We start from the raw sequence: 17,046 nt of genomic DNA on the forward strand, positions 1-17,046 counted from the left end.
GGGCGCACATGAGCAAGGACAGCAAACCCGCCCGTATCGAGACGCCGCAGGCCATTCGCGGCACGCAGGACATTTTCGGCGCCCCCGCAGAAGCCTTTGTGCGTGTGGTCGAAACCTTTGAACGGGTGCGCAAATTGTACCGTTTCCGCCGGGTGGAAATGCCGGTGTTTGAAAAAACCACGGTGTTCAGCCGCAGCCTGGGCGAGACGACCGATGTGGTGTCCAAGGAGATGTATTCGTTCGAGGACCGGGGCGGCGAATCGCTGACTCTGCGGCCGGAATTCACGGCGGGGCTGGCGCGGGCCTATATCACCAACGGCTGGCAGCAATATGCGCCGGTGAAACTGGCGACCCACGGCCCCCTGTTCCGCTATGAACGCCCGCAAAAGGGGCGCTACCGTCAGTTCCACCAGATCGACGCCGAGATCATCGGCGCGGCAGAGCCCACGGTGGATGTCGAATTGCTGTGCATGGCCGATCAGTTGCTGAAGGAGCTGGGCATTGCCGATGGCGTGACGCTGACGCTGAACACGCTGGGCGATGGGGAAAGCCGTGAGGCGTGGCGCGCGGCGCTGATCGAATATTTCCGCGCCGTTCGCGCCGAATTGTCCGAGGATTCGCAGGAGCGGCTGGAAAAGAACCCGCTGCGCATTCTGGATTCCAAAGATCCGCGCGACAAGGTCTTCGTGGCCGACGCGCCGATGATCGACGATTTCCTCTCGGCGCAGGCGCAGGACTTTTTCGCCGCCGTCACCAGCGGGCTGGACGCGGCGGGGGTGGCTTGGCAGCGCAATGCGGCGCTGGTGCGCGGACTGGATTACTATCGCCACACCGCGTTTGAATTCGTGACCGATCGTCTGGGCGCGCAGGGCACGGTGCTGGGCGGCGGGCGCTATGACGGGTTGATGGAGTCGCTGGGCGGCGCGCCCACGCCGGCGGTCGGCTGGGCGGCGGGCGTGGAACGTCTGGCGATGCTGGTGGCCGATGGCGGCGGCGTGGCCGAGGCGCCGCTGGATGTGGTGATCGCGGTGGAGGACGACACGCTGATCAATCTGGCGATCAAGGCCAGCGCCACGCTGCGCCGCGCCGGTCTGTCGGCCGATATGGTGGCCAGCGGTTCCCCTCGCAAACGCTTTGACAAGGCGGCCAAGATCCCGGCCAGCGTGTTGTTGGGCATGTCGCTGCGTGATGGCGTGGTGACGTTCAACTATCGCGGGGCCGATGTGGCGGCGGTACAGGCGCTGCTTGACCCGCTGAAGGCATGAGCATTTCCGACGCCCGTCTGGCCCAGATTTCGGCGCGTTTTGCCGAGATGGAGGCGCGTCTGGCGTCCGGTACGCTGGAGGGCAAGGACTTCATCACCGCCTCGCGCGACTATGCCGAGCTGGAGCCGGTGGCGCGCGCCGCCGCCGATGTGGCCGCGATGCGCGGCGAACTGGCGGCGCTGAACGCGCTGGACGATCCCGACATGCGCGAACTGGCCGAGGAGGAGATCGCCCGCATCCGCGCCGACCTGCCTACCGCCGAGCGCGCGCTGTCCATCGCCATGTTGCCGCGCGATGCCGCCGACATGCGCCCGGCCATGCTGGAAATCCGCGCCGGCACCGGCGGGGACGAGGCCGCGCTGTTCGCTGCCGACCTGTTCCGCATGTACGAACGCTATGCCGCCGAACAGGGCTGGCGGGTGGAGATGGTCAGCGCCAACGCCAGCGAGATCGGGGGCTTCAAGGAAGTGGTCGCCCATGTCAGCGGGCAGGGCGTTTTTGCCAAGCTGAAGTTTGAATCGGGCGTTCACCGCGTGCAGCGCGTGCCCGTGACCGAAAGCGGGGGCCGCATCCACACCAGCGCCGCCACCGTTGCCATCCTGCCCGAGCCCGACGAGGTGGATGTGGCGATCGAGGACAAGGATCTGAAGATCGACGTCTATCGCGCCAGCGGTGCGGGCGGGCAGCACGTCAACACCACCGATTCGGCGGTGCGCATCACCCATCTGCCCACCGGCACCGTGGTGACCTGTCAGGACGGGCGCAGCCAGCACAAGAACAAGGAAAAGGCGATGCAGGTCTTGCGCGCCCGCTTGTTCGAAGTGCAGCGCGAGGCAGCGCAAGGCGAGGAGGCCGAGGCCCGCCGCGCCATGGTGGGCAGCGGCGACCGGTCGGAACGCATCCGCACCTATAATTTCCCGCAGGGGCGCGTGACCGATCACCGCATCAACCTGACGCTGCACCGGCTGGCCGAAATTCTGGAAGGGCCGGGCTTGGCCGAACTGATCGACGCGCTGATCGCCGAGGATCAGGCCAAGCGGTTGGCGGCGCTGGGTGAATGAGGGGGCCCCCCAGACGGTGGCGCAGGCCATTGCCCGCGCGGCTGGCCTGTTGGCGCTGACCAGCGATACCGCCCGGCTGGACGCAGAGGTGTTGATGGCCCATGCGCTGGGCTGTGGCCGGTCTGACCTGTTGCTGCGCCGGATGGGTGATGCCGCTCCCGCATGTTTTGCCGATATGGTACAGCGCCGTGCCGCCCATACGCCCGTGGCGCATATCACCGGTGAGCAGGACTTTTACGGCCTGCCTTTTCGCGTCACGCCTGACACGCTGATCCCGCGCGGGGACAGCGAAACGCTGATCGATCTGGCGCAACAGGTGTTTGCCGCTGGCGCGGGCCGCGTGCTGGATCTGGGCACGGGAACGGGCTGTCTGTTGCTGACGATGCTGCATCTGTGGCCTGACGCGCGGGGGGTGGGGATCGAACGCTCGGCCCCGGCGCGGGGCGTGGCACAGGGCAATGCGGGCGCGCTGGATTTGGCGGCGCGGGCCGATATCCGCGATGGCGACTGGACACAGGATGGCTGGGCCGATGGGTTGGGGCAATTTGACCTGATCCTGTCCAATCCGCCCTATGTCGAAACGGGGGCCGATCTGGCGCGCTCGGTGCGCGACCACGAACCGGCCAGCGCGCTGTTTGCCGGAGCCGACGGGCTGGACGATTACCGCGTGCTGATCCCGCAATTGCCCGGATTGTTGGCGCCTGGTGGGGTGGCCATTGTGGAAATCGGCCACCAGCAGGGCGAGGCGGTGGCCGCGATCGGCGCCGAATCAGGCTTTGCCCCCAGCGTGCATGCCGATCTGGCCGGGCGGGCGCGGGCGGTGATGCTGCGTCCGCGTTAGGGTGCGCGGCATCTATGGCATTGAAACCGCCCGTCGAAATGCCGCGCTGCGAACAACATGGCGATTTTTAACTTTCTGCTTGGCTTTTTCGGGTAACAGCCGTAATCGATGAAACGGACGCCATAGGGACGCAATATTCCCCTTACGGCAATCCAGCTTCAACATGAGCGACAGCGGATCTGGCCCCAAGGGCTGGCCCGCGATCATGTTTGGGTCGACGGTCCCGGTAAAGGGTCGCAAGCTGAAGGATGGGCGTAACGCCCGCTGGCACAGGGTCCGGCGGTGCTTCGCAAAGGTAAGGAAGCCTCACCCTTGAATAACAATCGTGGGAATAACCGTCGGCGCGGGCGTGGCAATAACAACCGCCCGCAGGGTGGTGGCCAGCAAACCAACCGCATCGACAGCCGGGCGCGTGGCAATGCGCCGCAGTTGCTGGAGAAGTATCGCAAGCTGGCGCATGACGCCCATTTGAACGGTGATCGCGTGCAGGCGGAATATTACCTGCAGTTTGCCGACCATTATTTCCGCGTCATCGCCGACACGCGCCTGCGTCAGGAGGAAGCCCGCGCCCGCCGCGAGGACCGCTGGCAGGAGAATGGCGAGGCGTTCCGCGAGGAAGAGAACGACGGCACCGATTTTTCGATGGATGCCGATTTCCCCGCGTTTGACCAGCCCCCGGTGTACACGCGCCGTGAGCGTGAGGACCGTGAGCCGCGCGAACAGCGCGAGCCTCGGGCTGAGCGCGAGCATCGCGAACCGCGTGAACCCCGCGCCGAGCGTGAGCCGCGCGAGGAGCGCCGCCCCCGCCGCGAGGACGCCCCCTTGCGTGACGAGGCCCCTGTGGCCGAAGCCGCCGAGGCGGATGACGCGGCCGATCAGCGCAACATCTATGAGCCGGCCGAGAACCCTTTCCTGCGCGAGAACCGCAGCAGCCGTGGGCTGCGTCCGCGCCGTGAGGACCGCCGTCCCCGCCGCGATGACCGCGCCCCGCGTGAGGATGAGGTGAACGCCGATACCCCGGCCGAGGGTGCCGGTCTGGAGAGCGCTTTGCCGCCCGCCATTTCGATCCCCCGCCGCGAGGCCGAGGTCGAGGCCGCCCCTGTGGTGGACGAGGCCGCCGAGGCCCCCGCGCCCAAGCGCCGTGTGCGCCGCAAGCCGGCCGCCGACGCCACGCCCGCCGCCGAATAAGCGGCCGGGATCGCACAGAACAAAGGGGCTGGCCGCAAGGCTGGCCCCTTTTGCGTTGGTCGGGTGGCTAACCGCTTGGCGTAGGGGCCGGGGGCGGCTAAGCCGCTTGTCGCCATGGCCAAATTGACCGACGCCCAGCGGGCACAGCTGAAGTTGAAACTGCGCCTGTGGGGGCGCAAGTGGTGGAACCGTATCTGGCCCGCAGGCGCGGTGATCGCGCTGGGCGCGGGGGGCGCGACGGGGTTTGAACCGTGGCACCTGTGGCCGCTGACGCTGCTCTCGATCGCGGGGCTGGGCTGGCTGGTGTCGCGCGTGGCGGGGCCGGGCTGGGCGTTTTTCTGCGGCTGGCTGTGGGGCGTTGGGCATTTCAGCGCGGGCAACAACTGGATTGCCACCGCCTTTACCTATCAATCGAAAATGCCCGCCGCGCTGGGTGGGGCGGCGGTGGTGGGCTTGTCGCTGTATCTGGCGGTGTGGCCGGGGCTGGCGGCGCTGCTCGCGTGGTATTTCCGCGACCGGCCGGTGGCGCGCGTCACCGGCTTTGCCGGGGCGTGGATCCTGGCCGAGCTGGGGCGGGCGTGGGTGATCACCGGCTTTGCCTGGAACCCGCTGGGCGCGGTGTTGCTGGGCGGGTTTGCGCATCCGGGGCTGGCGGGGCTGGCGCCTTGGCTGGGGACCTATGGCCTGTCGGGGCTGGTGGTGCTGTTGGCGGGCTGTTTGGGCGAAGGCGTGCGGCTGTGGCGGGACATCCGCGCCGCGCTGGCGCTGCGCCCCGCCAATGATGATGGCGCCGATCCGCGCCGGGCGTTGCGTGTGGCGGGGGCTTTGGTGGCCGGGCCACTGGTGCTGGTGGGGGCGGGGATGGTCTGGCCCACGCCTGCCGAACGCGTGGGGCGCGTGGCCTATACGCTGATCCAGCCCAACGTCAGTCAGGAGGATCTGGACGATCCGGCCCATTTTGACGCCCAGTTCCGCCAATCGGCCGCGCTGTCCGCGCCGCGTCCCGGCCCGCATTGGCGCGCTGGTCAGCCGCGTCTGGTGCTCTGGCCCGAAAGCGGCGTGCCGGAATTCGTGCGCGATGGCTATCCCGCGTGGTATTACGCCTATACCTTTGGCAATGATCCGTGGCTGGCGCGGTTGCGGCTGGGGCGGGTGATCGGGCCGGGCGGGGTGCTGCTGACAGGCACGGTCGATCTGGACCTGAAGGGCGAGGAGGCCGTGGGCGGCCAGAATGTCATCACCGCGATCAACGATCAGGGCAAAATCACCGCCACCTATGCCAAGGCGCATCTGGTGCCGTTTGGGGAATATCTGCCTTTTCGCTCCATTCTGAAACCATTGGGGCTGGAGCGGCTGGTGCCCGGCAACATTGATTTCCGGCCGGGGCCGGGGCCGGCCACGGTTGATCTGGGGCCGCTGGGCCGGGCGGGGATGCAGATCTGTTACGAGATCATCTTTTCGGGCCAGACCACCGACCGCGCCCACCGTGCCGATTACCTGTTCAACCCCAGCAATGACGGCTGGTTTGGCGCTTGGGGGCCGCCTCAGCATCTGGCGCAGGCCCGTTTGCGCGCCATCGAGGAAGGGTTGCCCGTGCTGCGTTCGACCACCAATGGGGTCAGCGCCGTGGTCGATTCCAGCGGCGTGGTGCGGGCCCATGTGCCGCGTTATCAGGCCGGGCGGCTGGATGGCCTGATCCCTGCCGCGTCCGCGCCAACGTGGTTTTCACGGTGGGGCAACATGGTTCCTGTTGCCATTGCGGTACTTCTTCTTGGGGCATCGACGCTTGTGTTGCGCTCGCGCCGGGGCTAGATAGCGAACCGTATAAAGCAACCTTTATATCGTGACTCCAGCAACGGTAGACCACATGCGCAGCGATTATCTTTTCACGTCCGAAAGCGTTTCCGAAGGCCATCCCGACAAGGTGGCGGACCAGATCAGCGATGCCATCGTCGATCTGTTCCTGAGCAAGGATCCCGAGGCGCGCATCGCCTGCGAAACGCTGACGACCACGCAACTGGTGGTGCTGGCCGGTGAGATCCGCTGCAAGGGCGTGTATGAAAACGGCGCGTGGGTGGATGGCGCCAAGGAAGAGATCGAGGCCGTGGTCCGCGCCAAGGTCAAGGCGATCGGTTACGAGCAGGACGGTTTCCATTGGGAGAAGTTCGAGTTCATCAACCGCCTGCATGGCCAGTCGGCCCATATCGCGCAGGGCGTGGACGCAGACGCCGGTGCCAACAAGGATGAGGGCGCGGGCGATCAGGGCATCATGTTCGGCTTTGCCTGTGACGAAACGCCCGACCTGATGCCCGCGACGCTGTATTACAGCCACAAGATTCTGGAGCGGATGGCCGCTGACCGCCATTCGGGCGCGGCGCCGTTTCTGGAGCCCGATGCCAAGAGCCAGGTGACGCTGCGCTTTGCCGATGGCGTGCCGGTGGCCGCCACCGCGATCGTCGTGTCGACTCAGCACGCGCCGGGCTATGACGAGGGCGCCAAGGAAGCCGAGCTGCACGCCTATGTGAAGGCGGCGATTGCTGCGGTGATCCCGGCGCATCTGCTGTCGGACGAGACCGTCTATCACATCAACCCCACCGGCTCGTTCGAGATCGGCGGCCCCGATGGTGACGCGGGCCTGACCGGGCGCAAGATCATCGTCGACACCTATGGCGGCGCGGCCCCCCATGGCGGCGGCGCGTTCTCGGGCAAGGACCCGACCAAGGTGGACCGCTCGGCCGCCTATGTGTCGCGCTATCTGGCCAAGAATGTGGTTGCCGCTGGTCTGGCCACGCGTTGCACGATCCAGTTGGCCTATGCCATCGGCGTGGCGCGCCCGCTGTCGCTGTATGTCGACACGCATGGCACCGGCACCGCGTCCGACGCCGCGCTGGAGGCCGCCATTGCCAAGGTGGCGCAGGACAAGCTGGGCGGGCTGACCCCGCGCGGCATCCGCACCGGGCTGGGCCTGAACAAGCCGATCTATGGTCCCTCGGCCGCCTATGGCCACTTTGGCCGCAAGGCGCAGGGCGACTTCTTCCCGTGGGAGCGCACCGATCTGGTCGAGGCGCTGAAGGCTGCCGTTGCCGAGGCGCATCAGCCCGCCTGAAGGACGCGCCCGTTGGGCTGAAAAGGGGCGGTGGCGCGATGGCGCTGCCGCCCTTTTTGCATGGCGCGTGCTGGTTGACCTGAATCATGGTGCTGGCATCGCGCGCTGGGCACACTATCTTCACGTTTGGGGGGCACCCAACCGGGAGAAGTACGATGCGCTCGATTGTCGTCTATGCCGACCGTTCCGATGCCATGGCGGCACGTCTGGAATCCGCTCTGTCGCTGGCCCGCGCAACCGGAGGGCATATTAGCGTTCTGGTTGATACGCCAGTGGCGCGTTTCATGTCGATTGATGCGATGGGCACCAGCTATCTGGCGGCCGATGCGGTGCGCGATGCGGTGAACCGCGATGACGAATATGCCGATGAAATCGCCGAACATCTGCGGCGCGAGGATGTGCCGTTCGACATCATGCGCGCCGAGGAGGAGCCCGTCGACGCGTTGGGCGAGATGGCGCGGTTGGCCGATGTGATCGTCTTGTCGCAAGGCTGCGACTTTGTCGGGCAATTGACGGTGGGATCGCGCGCGCCGGTGTTGCTGGTGCCGCAGGATGGGGCGGTGACGGCGCCGTTTGGCTCGATCTGTGTGGCGTGGGACGGCGGGTACGAGGCCGCCGCCGCGCTGAAGGGCGCGTTGCCGCTGCTGAAGCTGGCCGATACGGTGCGGTTGCTGACCGTGGGGGAAAAGGCAGGGGCGTTTGAACCGATGGACGCGCTGCAATATCTCTCGCGCCATGGGGTGAAGGCCGAACTGGTGCAATTGGAGCGCGCCGGGTCGATCGAGGAAACGCTGTCGGCCGCCGTGGCGCGGGTGCAGGGCGATTTGCTGGTCATGGGCGCATTTGGCCACAGCCGCCTGCGCGAGTTCTTCATGGGGGGCGTCACCAGCTTTTTCCTGGAGCGCAAGCACGGCACGGCGCTGTTGTTGGCGCATTGACCGCGTGTGGTTCGGAGCCGTTGCGCCCTTGGTGACGGCGGTGTGGCGGGTGTTGATCGGGTGGCGCGTGGGGCGCCACCCGGCGGCACGGGCCGTGATCGGATTGGGATAGGGGCTGCGTTGCGTTTCATGCAGCCTTGGTGATGTTCGCTTTGCCCAGATGGCGGGGCACGTGGCCTTGGGATGGCATTTTTTGGGGGCAGGGGCGGTTGCGCCATGCGGGTCGGAAACCGGATTGGTTTTCGGCCCATTGTTTTTGCCAAAACGGTTTCCAATATTCAGGATATTTGCCCAATAGGATTTCTGGCCGGTCGTGATTCGGGCGATCGGCCCGTGCTTTGGTCCGGCCTGACCGTGCTGCGTTGCAGCGCGATACGTATGCGTGCGCGGCTGGGGCGATCCCGGTGAATTTTGGTTCAAATAAAACCTAGTAAAAACAGGTGCCTGTGCGTTGCAGTTGCGTTTGTTGCGTAAATTGCAACTGACAATGATGTTTTGTCATTTGCTAAGGTTCGGTCCGATCGGCATATGGAAAAGGCCTTTCAGGCATCCTCTCCCAAAACTTTCACGACCCGGTCGGTTTCGACCGGGTCTTTTTTTGCCCGCGCTCCGGGCGGGGCGGCGGCGCTGCGCAAGGTTTGGCTATCGCTGTCAATGGCGGATACGCGGCCTTTGCAAAGGCGCGGCGCGGGTGCGAACACGATGGCTGGCGGAGCAGGGGATTGAGGCCGCGCAATTGCCTTGGCGTTGTGCGGGCGGGAGTGTTTGTCACTGGACGCAATGGTCGTTGCGGAATTTGCAACTCGACCTATCCTTTTCGCACTTGCACAATGAACGAGTCGCGCGCATATAGGACGTGCCTTTCAGGCATCCTCTCCCAAACTTCTACGACCCGGTCGGTTTCGATCGGGTCTTTTTTTGTCCGCAGTGGGCGCAAGCCGCGCGATGAGCTAAGGAAAATCCCTATTTGGTGGATTTTCACAATGCCTCATCCATATGGGTTATTTCACCCTTGCGGCGGCCTTACGTCTCGGTGCACAGCGCGTCGGGCATGGTTTCGCGCAGCCATTCCAGCATCGCCTCACGCATGGCAAAGCGCAGGCTGGCCAGCGCCGTGGGATCTGCAGCGCTCATGATCAGTTTCAGCTCGACCGAACCGACTCGCGCCTCGGCCACTTGCAATTCGCCGCTGCGCCCATCCCATTCGGGCTGCGCCGTCAGCAAAGTCAGATAGGCATCGCGCATGGCGCTGATCGCAAAACCGGGCCGGATCGGCAAAACCACCGAGCCGGTGATTCCCCCCACCCGCGTCCAGTTCTGGAATGAACTGTCGAGGATCTTGGTCGTCGGCACGATCAGCCGCCGCTCGTCCCCGGTGCGGATCACGACATAGGACAGGCGGATGTCCTCCACCCGGCCGCTTTCGCCCTCGACCACGACGAAATCGCCGATGCGGATCGGTTCGGTCAGGACGATTTGCAGCCCCGCGATCAAGGATTTCAATGCCGGTTGCGCCGCCGCGCCTACCGCCAGACCGATCAGGCCTGCCGATGCCATCAGCGTCGCCCCGACATGGCGCACCGCCGGCACCGTCAACAGCATCATCGCAATGGTCAGAAAGATGATCAGAAACCCGCCCGCGCGCGCCAGAATCGTGATGCGAGTGTGCCGGCTGCGGCCCGACATCTCGTCGTCGATCAGCGCGTTGCTGCGCACCAGAATATCGGCAAAGGCCTGTAGCAGCGCATAGAGCACCCAGCCGGTGATCGCGGGCACCAGCACTTGCGCCACCGGCACCCATAATTTGCGCAACAGCCGGTCGAAATTGTCCGCCATGCCCAGCGATGTCACCACCACCGCCCAGCGTGTGGCGTGGTACAGGCGCTGCGCCGCCAGTTGCGCGATTTCGCGGCCGCTGCGTTGCCACAATCGGCGCAGCAGCGTGTAGACGCCCAGATGCAGCGCCAGCCCGATGGCCAGCGCAATCCCCGCCACCACCGCCAGATGCGTCAGGCGGGTGGACCAATGCATCAGCTCGTTCCAGCTGGGCAGGGCGTCTTCGGCCATGGCCGCCCCCGGCAGGGCCGAGGGCAGCGACAGCGGCAGGTTTTGCGCAATCGCGTCAAACGAAAGCGAGGCAGGCAGGCGAATCATGCCGTCCCCCATGCCCCCGCATCGATGAAGCCGCGATGAAGCACTTAATGTGCCGCGCCCCAGCTGATCCCATGGCCGATCTCCACCCCCAGCGGGACCGAGATCGCCACCGCAGGCCCGGCGGCCTCCTCCATCACGCGGCGGATGACGGCGCTGGCGGCCTCAATGTCGGTTTCGGGCAGTTCGAACACCAGTTCGTCGTGCACCTGCAACAGCATCCGCACATGCCCCAGTCCGGCCGCCTCCAGCGCGGGCATCATGCGGGCCATGGCGCGTTTGATAATGTCGGCGCAGGTGCCCTGAATCGGGGCGTTGATCGCGGCGCGCTCGCTGCCCTGCCGTTCGGCCTGATTCTTGGCGTTGATGCGCGGGAACCAGCATTTGCGGCCAAACAGCGTTTGCGAATAGCCCCGTTCGCGCACCGTCGAGAGCGTGTCGTGGATATAGCGTTGAATGCCGGGGAAGCGGGCGAAATAGGTGTCGATCATCGCCTGCGCTTCCTCTGGCGTGACACCCAGACGCGGCGCCAGACCCCAGCGCGAAATGCCGTACAGGATGGCGAAATTGATCGTCTTGGCCCGGCCGCGCGTTTCGCGGGTGACCTCGCCAAACAGTTCCTGCGCGGTGGCGGCGTGAATGTCGGCCCCTGCCGCAAAGGCATCCTTCAGCGCGGGCACATCGGCCATATGGGCGGCCAGACGCAGCTCGATCTGGCTATAGTCGGCGGCCAGAATGACATTGCCGGGCGCGGCCACGAAACAATCGCGGATCTGGCGGCCGATTTCGGTGCGGATGGGGATGTTCTGCAGGTTCGGCTCGGTGGAGGACAAACGCCCGGTCTGCGCGCCCACCAGACTGTATGATGTATGCACGCGCCCCGTCACCGGACTGATGGCGGCCTGCAAAGCCTCGGTATAGGTGCTGCGCAATTTGGCCAGTTGGCGCCATTCCAGCACCTTGCCCGCGATCGCCACGCCCTCGCCGCTCAGTTTTTCCAGTACCGACTGGTCGGTGGAATATTGGCCCGACTTGCCCTTTTTGCCGCCCTTCAGCCCCATCTGGTCGAACAGGATTTCGCCCAATTGCTTGGGGCTGCCGATGGTAAAGGGTGCTCCGGCCAGCGCGTGGATCTCGGCCTCCAGCGCGGCGATGGCTTCGGCAAATTGCTGCGACAGGCCGGCCAGACGTTCGCGGTCGACCAGAATGCCAGCGCGCTCCATCGCGGCCACCACCGGCACCAGCGGGCGGTCGACGCGTTCATAGATGGTCGTCGCGCCCTCGTCCGACAGACGCGGTTTCAGCACCCGGTGCAGGCGCCATGTGACATCGGCGTCCTCGGCGGCATAGGCGGTGGCGCGGTCCAGCGGCACTTCGGCAAAGCTGATCTGCTTCTTGCCGGTGCCGCACACGTCCTTGAAGGCGATGCAGCTGTGGCCCAGATGGCGCTGGGCCAGCTCGTCCATGCCGTGCCCCCAGATCGCGTCATCGCCGCCGCCTGCGTCCAGATCAAAGCTGATGACCATCGTGTCATCCACCGGCGCGACATTCACCCCATGGCGGGCCAGCACGTTGATGTCATATTTGATGTTCTGCCCGACCTTCAGCACCGCATCGCTTTCCAGCAGCGGTTTGAGCAGGGCCAGCGCGGTGGCCTTGTCGATCTGTTGCGGCACCTGCGCAAACATGTCGCCGCCGCGATGGCCCAGCGGGATATAGCAGGCCTCATTCGGCCCCACCGCCAGGCTGATGCCCACCAGATCCGCGCCAATCGCGTCCAGCGCCGCCGTTTCGGTGTCAAAGGCCACGACGCGGGCGGATTGGGCGCGCGCGATCCACGCCTCCAGCGCCTCCACCGTCTGCACACAGGCATAGGCGGCGTGGTCAATCGGCGGCATGGGCGCGGGTGGGGTGCGGCCCGATGTGGGCGCGGCGCTGACGGTGACGGTTTTGGCCGGGTGCAATTGTGTCGTGCGCTCGGGGCTGCCGCGCCCGGCGTCCAGACGCTTCAGCAGGCTGGTAAAGCCATGTTCCGCCAGAAAGGCCGCCAGCGGTTCGGGCGGGATCTCGCCCAGCTTGAACGCGTCCAGCGGCAGGGGCAGGGGGGCGTCCTCCTTCAACGCCACCAGCACGCGCGAGAGGCGGGCCATGTCGGCCTGCTCGATCAGGTTCTCGCGCAGCTTGCTGGCCTTCATCGCCGGGGCGGCGGCCAGCGCGCTTTCCAGATCGCCGTGTTCGACAATCAGTTTGGTCGCGGTTTTGGGGCCGATGCCGCGGATGCCGGGCACATTGTCCACCGCATCGCCCATCAGCGCCAGCACATCGCCCACCTTGTCCGGCGTGACGCCGAATTTTTCCTCCACCTCGGCGATGAAGATGCGGACGTTTTTCATCGTGTCCAGCATGTCGATTCGCGCGCCGCTGTCATGCGGGCCAACCAGCTGCATCAGATCCTTGTCCGACGAGACGATGGTCACATCCCACCCCTGCGCCGCCGCCGCGCGGGCATAGGAGGCGATCAGATCGTCGGCCTCCAGCCCCGCTTCCTCGATACAGGGCAGGGAAAAGGCGCGGGTGGCATCGCGAATCAGGGGGAATTGCGGCACCAGATCCTCTGGCGCGGGGGGGCGATTCGCCTTGTATTCGGGATAAATGTCGTTGCGGAATGACCGCCCCGCCTTGTCCAGAATCACCGCCAAATGGGTCGGGCCATCGGCCTTGTGCAGGTCTTCGGCCAGTTTCCACAGCATGGTGGTATAGCCGAAAACGGCGCCAACAGGGGTGCCAACGGGGTTGGTCAGGGGCGGAAGGCGGTGATAGGCGCGGAAAATATAGGCCGAGCCATCGACCAGGTAGAGATGCGGCCGTTTGTCCATAGTCTGCCGTCATAGGCGCAGAATTCCGCCACGAAAAGCCGCCGGAGGGGGCTATGCACGGTGGCGTTGTGGGCGTTGGACGCGCGCGATTGCACCGAGGTGGCACAAAAATCCCCCAAGAAAATCGACGGACCGAGGCCTTGGCTGCGACAAACCCTTGCATCCCATTCACAAGCCGTTTATTTGGCAGGCGAAGTCTACTCCTGCGGTAGGCTTTCCGCTCGGCGCACCACGCATGTGGAGCCGTGCGTGGTCCACTCGCTGTTCAAGGATACACACATGCGCAAGATCGTTCTCGCTGCTGCCGTTGCTGGCGCTGCTCTGTCGCTGGCCGCTTGCTCGAAGGGCGGCGACGCTGCTTCGTCGGCTGACTCGGTTGCTTCGGAAGCCACCTCGGTTGCTGACTCGGCTGCTTCGGTTGCTGACTCGGCTGCTTCGGAAGTTTCGTCGGCTGCCGATTCGGCTGCCTCGAAGTAATCTTTCGCGCTTCGGCGCAAAGATTCCGGATTTGGCGCGCGGGAGCAATCCTGCGCGCCTTTTCTTTTGTCTGTCGCAGGCGGTGCCGCCGGCGAAGGCATGAAAAAAGGCGACCGCCCACCGGCAGCCGCCTCTTTCTGATCGATCAGCCCCTGCTCAGGGCGTCGGCACCAGTTCCATCCCTGGCGTCGCGACGGTCAGCGTCGACACCGGCTCGGCGTGATAGCCCTCGTAAATGGCGCGGGCGATGGTGGCGATGCGCGAATCGCGCCCCGGTTTGCCCCCCTGACCCGTGACATAAATTGCCACCGCGATCATCCGTCCGTCAGAGGCGCGGATCAGCCCGACATCGCTGGAGGTATTGTTCAGCGTGCCCGTCTTGTGCCCGACCATCGCGTCGGCGGGCAATTGGGCGCGCAGGCGGCTACGGCCCGTGACGCAACGGCTCATCGCGCCCAGCAAGACGTCCCGGCTGGAATTGCTGAGCCATTGGCCCTGATAAATGCCCGCCAGCAGCGTGGCCATCGCCTGCGGCGTGGCGCTGTCGCGCGGGTCAATCACCCGGGCCGGGTCAATCGCGCCGTCATCACGCACCAGCGTGGCGATATCGCGGTCCAGGCGCATGCCGTGCAGCCCGGCGCGCTTCATCCATCCGGTCACGGCCTGCGGCCCCCCCACCGCCGCCAACAAGGCATCGGTGGCGTGGTTGTCGCTGCGGGTGATGGCCAGTTCGATCAGTTCATGCGCGGTCAGGCTGGAGCCGGGGCGGACCGGGGCCACCACGCTGGAAAACCGGGCCGAGGGCACCGGCATCATCAGCGGGAAACGGTCTGTCAGGCGGAACCGGCCCTGATCAACGCCCTCCAGAAAGGTGGCGACAATGGCGATCTTGCTGGTGCTGGCCATGGGAAAGGGCTGATCGCCCATCACCGACACGCCCTTGCCCGTGGACAGGTCGACCGCCGCCACGCCAATCCGCCCCATCGAGGCATTGGCCAGACGGGCCAGTTGCAGCTCAAAACCGGGGGGGAGGGCGATCGGCGGCGTGGCCGACGGGGCGGGCGGGGCATAGGCTCCCACGCCAAAGGCACGGTCGAAGCGGGCGTCGACATCGCTGCCGCGTGCCTGCGCCACCGGGGCCATGCAGATTGCCGAGGATGCCAGCGCCAGCAGCGCGGCCATGCGGGAAAGGCGAGAGGAGGGGCTGTTCATCACGCTTCTGGGAATACGATTTTAGGGATGAGGATCAATTACCATGCAGGGTTAACAAAACCAAGCGCGGCGGCGACGAAAGGGGGCTTTGCTGCGGTGGTTGCGGCACAGTTCTGCCGCCATTGCGGTGCAATCGATCGGCAAATTGGCGCAATCTTGGCGTTTTTGCCCAATGCCATAGGGATATTCCCTAGGCTTTCCGCGCGATTCGCATAAGCAAAAGCCCGAGGGGATCGCTCCCCCCGGGCTTTCACAGGTGTACCGATGGGCGTGGACTTAGAAGTCCATGCCACCCATGCCACCACCCGGCATCGCGGGCATGGCGGGCTTGTCTTCGGGCTTTTCGACGATACCGGCTTCGGTCGTGATCAGCAGGCCAGCCACCGACGAGGCGTTCTGCAGGGCGGTGCGGACAACCTTGGTCGGGTCGATCACGCCAGCGTTCAGCAGGTTCTCATAGGTTTCGGTCGCGGCGTTGAAGCCCAGCGTCTCATCCGACTGGTCCAGCAGCTTGCCAGCCACCAGCACGCCGTCAACGCCAGCGTTCTCGGCGATCTGCTTGATCGGGGCGGTGATCGCCTTGCGGACGATGTCGATGCCGCGGGTCTGGTCTTCGTTGGCGCCGGTCAGGCCAGCCAGAGCCTTGGTCGCGTACAGCAGAGCCGTACCGCCGCCGGGCACAATGCCTTCCTCGACAGCGGCGCGGGTGGCGTGCAGGGCATCGTCCACGCGATCCTTGCGCTCCTTCACCTCGACCTCGGTCGAACCGCCGACCTTGATCACGGCCACGCCGCCAGCCAGCTTGGCCAGACGTTCCTGCAGCTTTTCGCGGTCATAGTCGCTGGTGGTGATTTCGATCTGCGCCTTGATCTGCTCGACGCGGGCCTTGATCTCGTCAGCCGAACCCAGACCGTCGACGATCGTGGTGTTGTCCTTGTCGATCGTGACCTTCTTGGCCTGACCCAGCATGCCCAGGGTGACGGTTTCCAGCTTGATGCCCAGATCTTCGCTGATCATCTCGCCGGCGGTCAGCGTGGCGATGTCGCCCAGCATGGCCTTGCGGCGGTCGCCGAAACCGGGAGCCTTCACAGCGGCGATCTTCAGGCCGCCGCGCAGCTTGTTGACCACCAGAGTGGCCAGCGCCTCGCCTTCGATATCCTCGGCGATGATCAGCAGCGGACGGCCCGACTGCACCACGGCTTCCAGAATCGGCAGCAGCGACTGCAGCGACGACAGCTTCTTTTCGTGGATCAGGATATAGGGGTTATCCAGTTCCACCGTCATCTTTTCGGGGTTGGTGACGAAGTAGGGCGACAGATAGCCACGGTCGAACTGCATGCCTTCGACGACATCCAGTTCAAATTCCAGACCCTTGGCTTCCTCGACGGTGATCACGCCTTCCTTGCCGACCTTCTCCATCGCTTCGGCGATCTTCTGGCCGACTTCGACGTCGCCATTGGCCGAGATGATGCCGACCTGGGCGATCTGGGCCGAATCGGTGACGGGCTTGGAACGGCCGGCCAGATCGGCAACCACGGCGGCAGCCGCGGTGTCGATGCCGCGCTTCAGGTCCATCGGGTTGATGCCGGCGGCAACAGCCTTCAGACCTTCGCGCACGATGGCCTGCGCCAGCACGGTGGCGGTGGTGGTGCCGTCACCGGCCTTGTCGTTCGACTTGCTGGCGACTTCGCGCAGCATCTGGGCGCCCAGGTTCTCGAACTTGTCCTTCAGTTCGATTTCCTTGGCAACCGACACACCGTCCTTGGTGATGCGCGGGGCGCCGAACGACTTTTCGATGACGACGTTGCGGCCCTTGGGGCCCAGCGTCACCTTGACGGCGTCGGCGAGGGTGTCCACGCCCTTGAGAATGCGTTCGCGAACGTCGCGACCAAATTTCACGTCCTTGGCGGCCATGATCTATTCCTTTGAAA

12 protein-coding genes are annotated in these 17,046 nt (G+C 65.4%); 8 read left to right on the forward strand and 4 right to left on the reverse strand.

Features of this window, described 5'->3' with window-relative positions; all coding sequences use genetic code 11:
* The first annotated feature begins 8 nt into the window (after nt 1-8).
* The 7 genes from hisS (at nt 9) to GTZ99_RS10935 (ending at nt 8,399) form a co-directional block, all read left to right on the forward strand.
* Nucleotides 9-1,265: a histidine--tRNA ligase gene (gene hisS / locus GTZ99_RS10905; protein ID WP_161718779.1), complete on the forward strand. Its 1,257-nt coding sequence runs from the start codon at nt 9-11 to the stop codon at nt 1,263-1,265.
* Nucleotides 1,262-2,326 carry a peptide chain release factor 1 gene (prfA, locus tag GTZ99_RS10910; protein ID WP_161718781.1) on the forward strand — a complete coding sequence of 355 codons (1,065 nt, stop codon included), beginning with the start codon at nt 1,262-1,264 and terminating at the stop codon, nt 2,324-2,326. The genes hisS and prfA overlap by 4 nt, the downstream gene beginning before the upstream one ends.
* Entirely contained in the window at nt 2,319-3,167 is an 849-nt protein-coding gene (prmC, locus tag GTZ99_RS10915) for a peptide chain release factor N(5)-glutamine methyltransferase (RefSeq protein ID WP_161718783.1), read from the forward strand. Before prfA ends, prmC begins: the two co-directional genes overlap by 8 nt.
* A gap of 312 nt (nt 3,168-3,479) precedes the next feature.
* On the forward strand, nt 3,480-4,355 hold the full coding sequence (locus GTZ99_RS10920; protein WP_161718785.1) for a DUF4167 domain-containing protein: 876 nt from the start codon (nt 3,480-3,482) through the stop codon (nt 4,353-4,355).
* Between the two features lie 114 nt (nt 4,356-4,469).
* Nucleotides 4,470-6,167 carry an apolipoprotein N-acyltransferase gene (lnt, locus tag GTZ99_RS10925; protein WP_161718787.1) on the forward strand — a complete coding sequence of 566 codons (1,698 nt, stop codon included), beginning with the start codon at nt 4,470-4,472 and terminating at the stop codon, nt 6,165-6,167.
* Nucleotides 6,168-6,222: 55 nt separating this feature from the next.
* Nucleotides 6,223-7,461 carry a methionine adenosyltransferase gene (gene metK / locus GTZ99_RS10930; RefSeq protein WP_161718789.1) on the forward strand — a complete coding sequence of 413 codons (1,239 nt, stop codon included), beginning with the start codon at nt 6,223-6,225 and terminating at the stop codon, nt 7,459-7,461.
* A gap of 155 nt (nt 7,462-7,616) precedes the next feature.
* On the forward strand, nt 7,617-8,399 hold the full coding sequence (locus tag GTZ99_RS10935) for a universal stress protein (protein WP_161718791.1): 783 nt from the start codon (nt 7,617-7,619) through the stop codon (nt 8,397-8,399).
* 1,023 nt (nt 8,400-9,422) lie between these two features.
* Here GTZ99_RS10935 and GTZ99_RS10940 read toward each other — a convergent pair.
* Together GTZ99_RS10940 and polA are read right to left on the reverse strand one after the other, a co-directional pair.
* The gene (locus tag GTZ99_RS10940) at nt 9,423-10,553 is read right to left on the reverse strand and encodes a mechanosensitive ion channel family protein (RefSeq protein ID WP_161718793.1); all 1,131 of its coding nucleotides are present in this window, start codon (nt 10,551-10,553) and stop codon (nt 9,423-9,425) included.
* Between the two features lie 44 nt (nt 10,554-10,597).
* Nucleotides 10,598-13,426, reverse strand: a complete 2,829-nt coding sequence (gene polA / locus GTZ99_RS10945; protein WP_161718795.1) for a DNA polymerase I — start codon at nt 13,424-13,426, stop codon at nt 10,598-10,600.
* A gap of 279 nt (nt 13,427-13,705) precedes the next feature.
* On the opposite strand from polA, the gene GTZ99_RS10950 reads away from it, so the two are divergent.
* Nucleotides 13,706-13,903 carry a hypothetical protein gene (locus GTZ99_RS10950; protein ID WP_161718797.1) on the forward strand — a complete coding sequence of 66 codons (198 nt, stop codon included), beginning with the start codon at nt 13,706-13,708 and terminating at the stop codon, nt 13,901-13,903.
* Nucleotides 13,904-14,059: 156 nt separating this feature from the next.
* Here the strand turns inward: GTZ99_RS10950 and GTZ99_RS10955 are convergent, their stop codons facing one another.
* Both GTZ99_RS10955 and groL read right to left on the reverse strand, forming a co-directional pair.
* Nucleotides 14,060-15,115: a serine hydrolase gene (locus GTZ99_RS10955; RefSeq protein ID WP_227711270.1), complete on the reverse strand. Its 1,056-nt coding sequence runs from the start codon at nt 15,113-15,115 to the stop codon at nt 14,060-14,062.
* 276 nt (nt 15,116-15,391) lie between these two features.
* Nucleotides 15,392-17,029 carry a chaperonin GroEL gene (groL, locus tag GTZ99_RS10960; protein WP_161718799.1) on the reverse strand — a complete coding sequence of 546 codons (1,638 nt, stop codon included), beginning with the start codon at nt 17,027-17,029 and terminating at the stop codon, nt 15,392-15,394.
* Nucleotides 17,030-17,046 lie beyond the last annotated feature (17 nt).

This window comes from Novosphingobium ovatum (genome assembly GCF_009909235.1).
In the GTDB taxonomy this organism is placed as follows: domain Bacteria; phylum Pseudomonadota; class Alphaproteobacteria; order Sphingomonadales; family Sphingomonadaceae; genus Novosphingobium; species Novosphingobium ovatum.

Coding starts and splice junctions, on each gene's coding strand:
- hisS (WP_161718779.1), top strand. CDS start 9: ATGAGCAAGGACAGCAAACCCGCCCGTATCGAGACGCCGCAGGCCATT.
- prfA (WP_161718781.1), top strand. CDS start 1,262: ATGAGCATTTCCGACGCCCGTCTGGCCCAGATTTCGGCGCGTTTTGCC.
- lnt (WP_161718787.1), top strand. CDS start 4,470: ATGGCCAAATTGACCGACGCCCAGCGGGCACAGCTGAAGTTGAAACTG.
- metK (WP_161718789.1), top strand. CDS start 6,223: ATGCGCAGCGATTATCTTTTCACGTCCGAAAGCGTTTCCGAAGGCCAT.
- GTZ99_RS10935 (WP_161718791.1), top strand. CDS start 7,617: ATGCGCTCGATTGTCGTCTATGCCGACCGTTCCGATGCCATGGCGGCA.
- GTZ99_RS10940 (WP_161718793.1), bottom strand. CDS start 10,553: ATGATTCGCCTGCCTGCCTCGCTTTCGTTTGACGCGATTGCGCAAAAC.
- polA (WP_161718795.1), bottom strand. CDS start 13,426: ATGGACAAACGGCCGCATCTCTACCTGGTCGATGGCTCGGCCTATATT.
- GTZ99_RS10950 (WP_161718797.1), top strand. CDS start 13,706: ATGCGCAAGATCGTTCTCGCTGCTGCCGTTGCTGGCGCTGCTCTGTCG.
- GTZ99_RS10955 (WP_227711270.1), bottom strand. CDS start 15,115: ATGAACAGCCCCTCCTCTCGCCTTTCCCGCATGGCCGCGCTGCTGGCG.
- groL (WP_161718799.1), bottom strand. CDS start 17,029: ATGGCCGCCAAGGACGTGAAATTTGGTCGCGACGTTCGCGAACGCATT.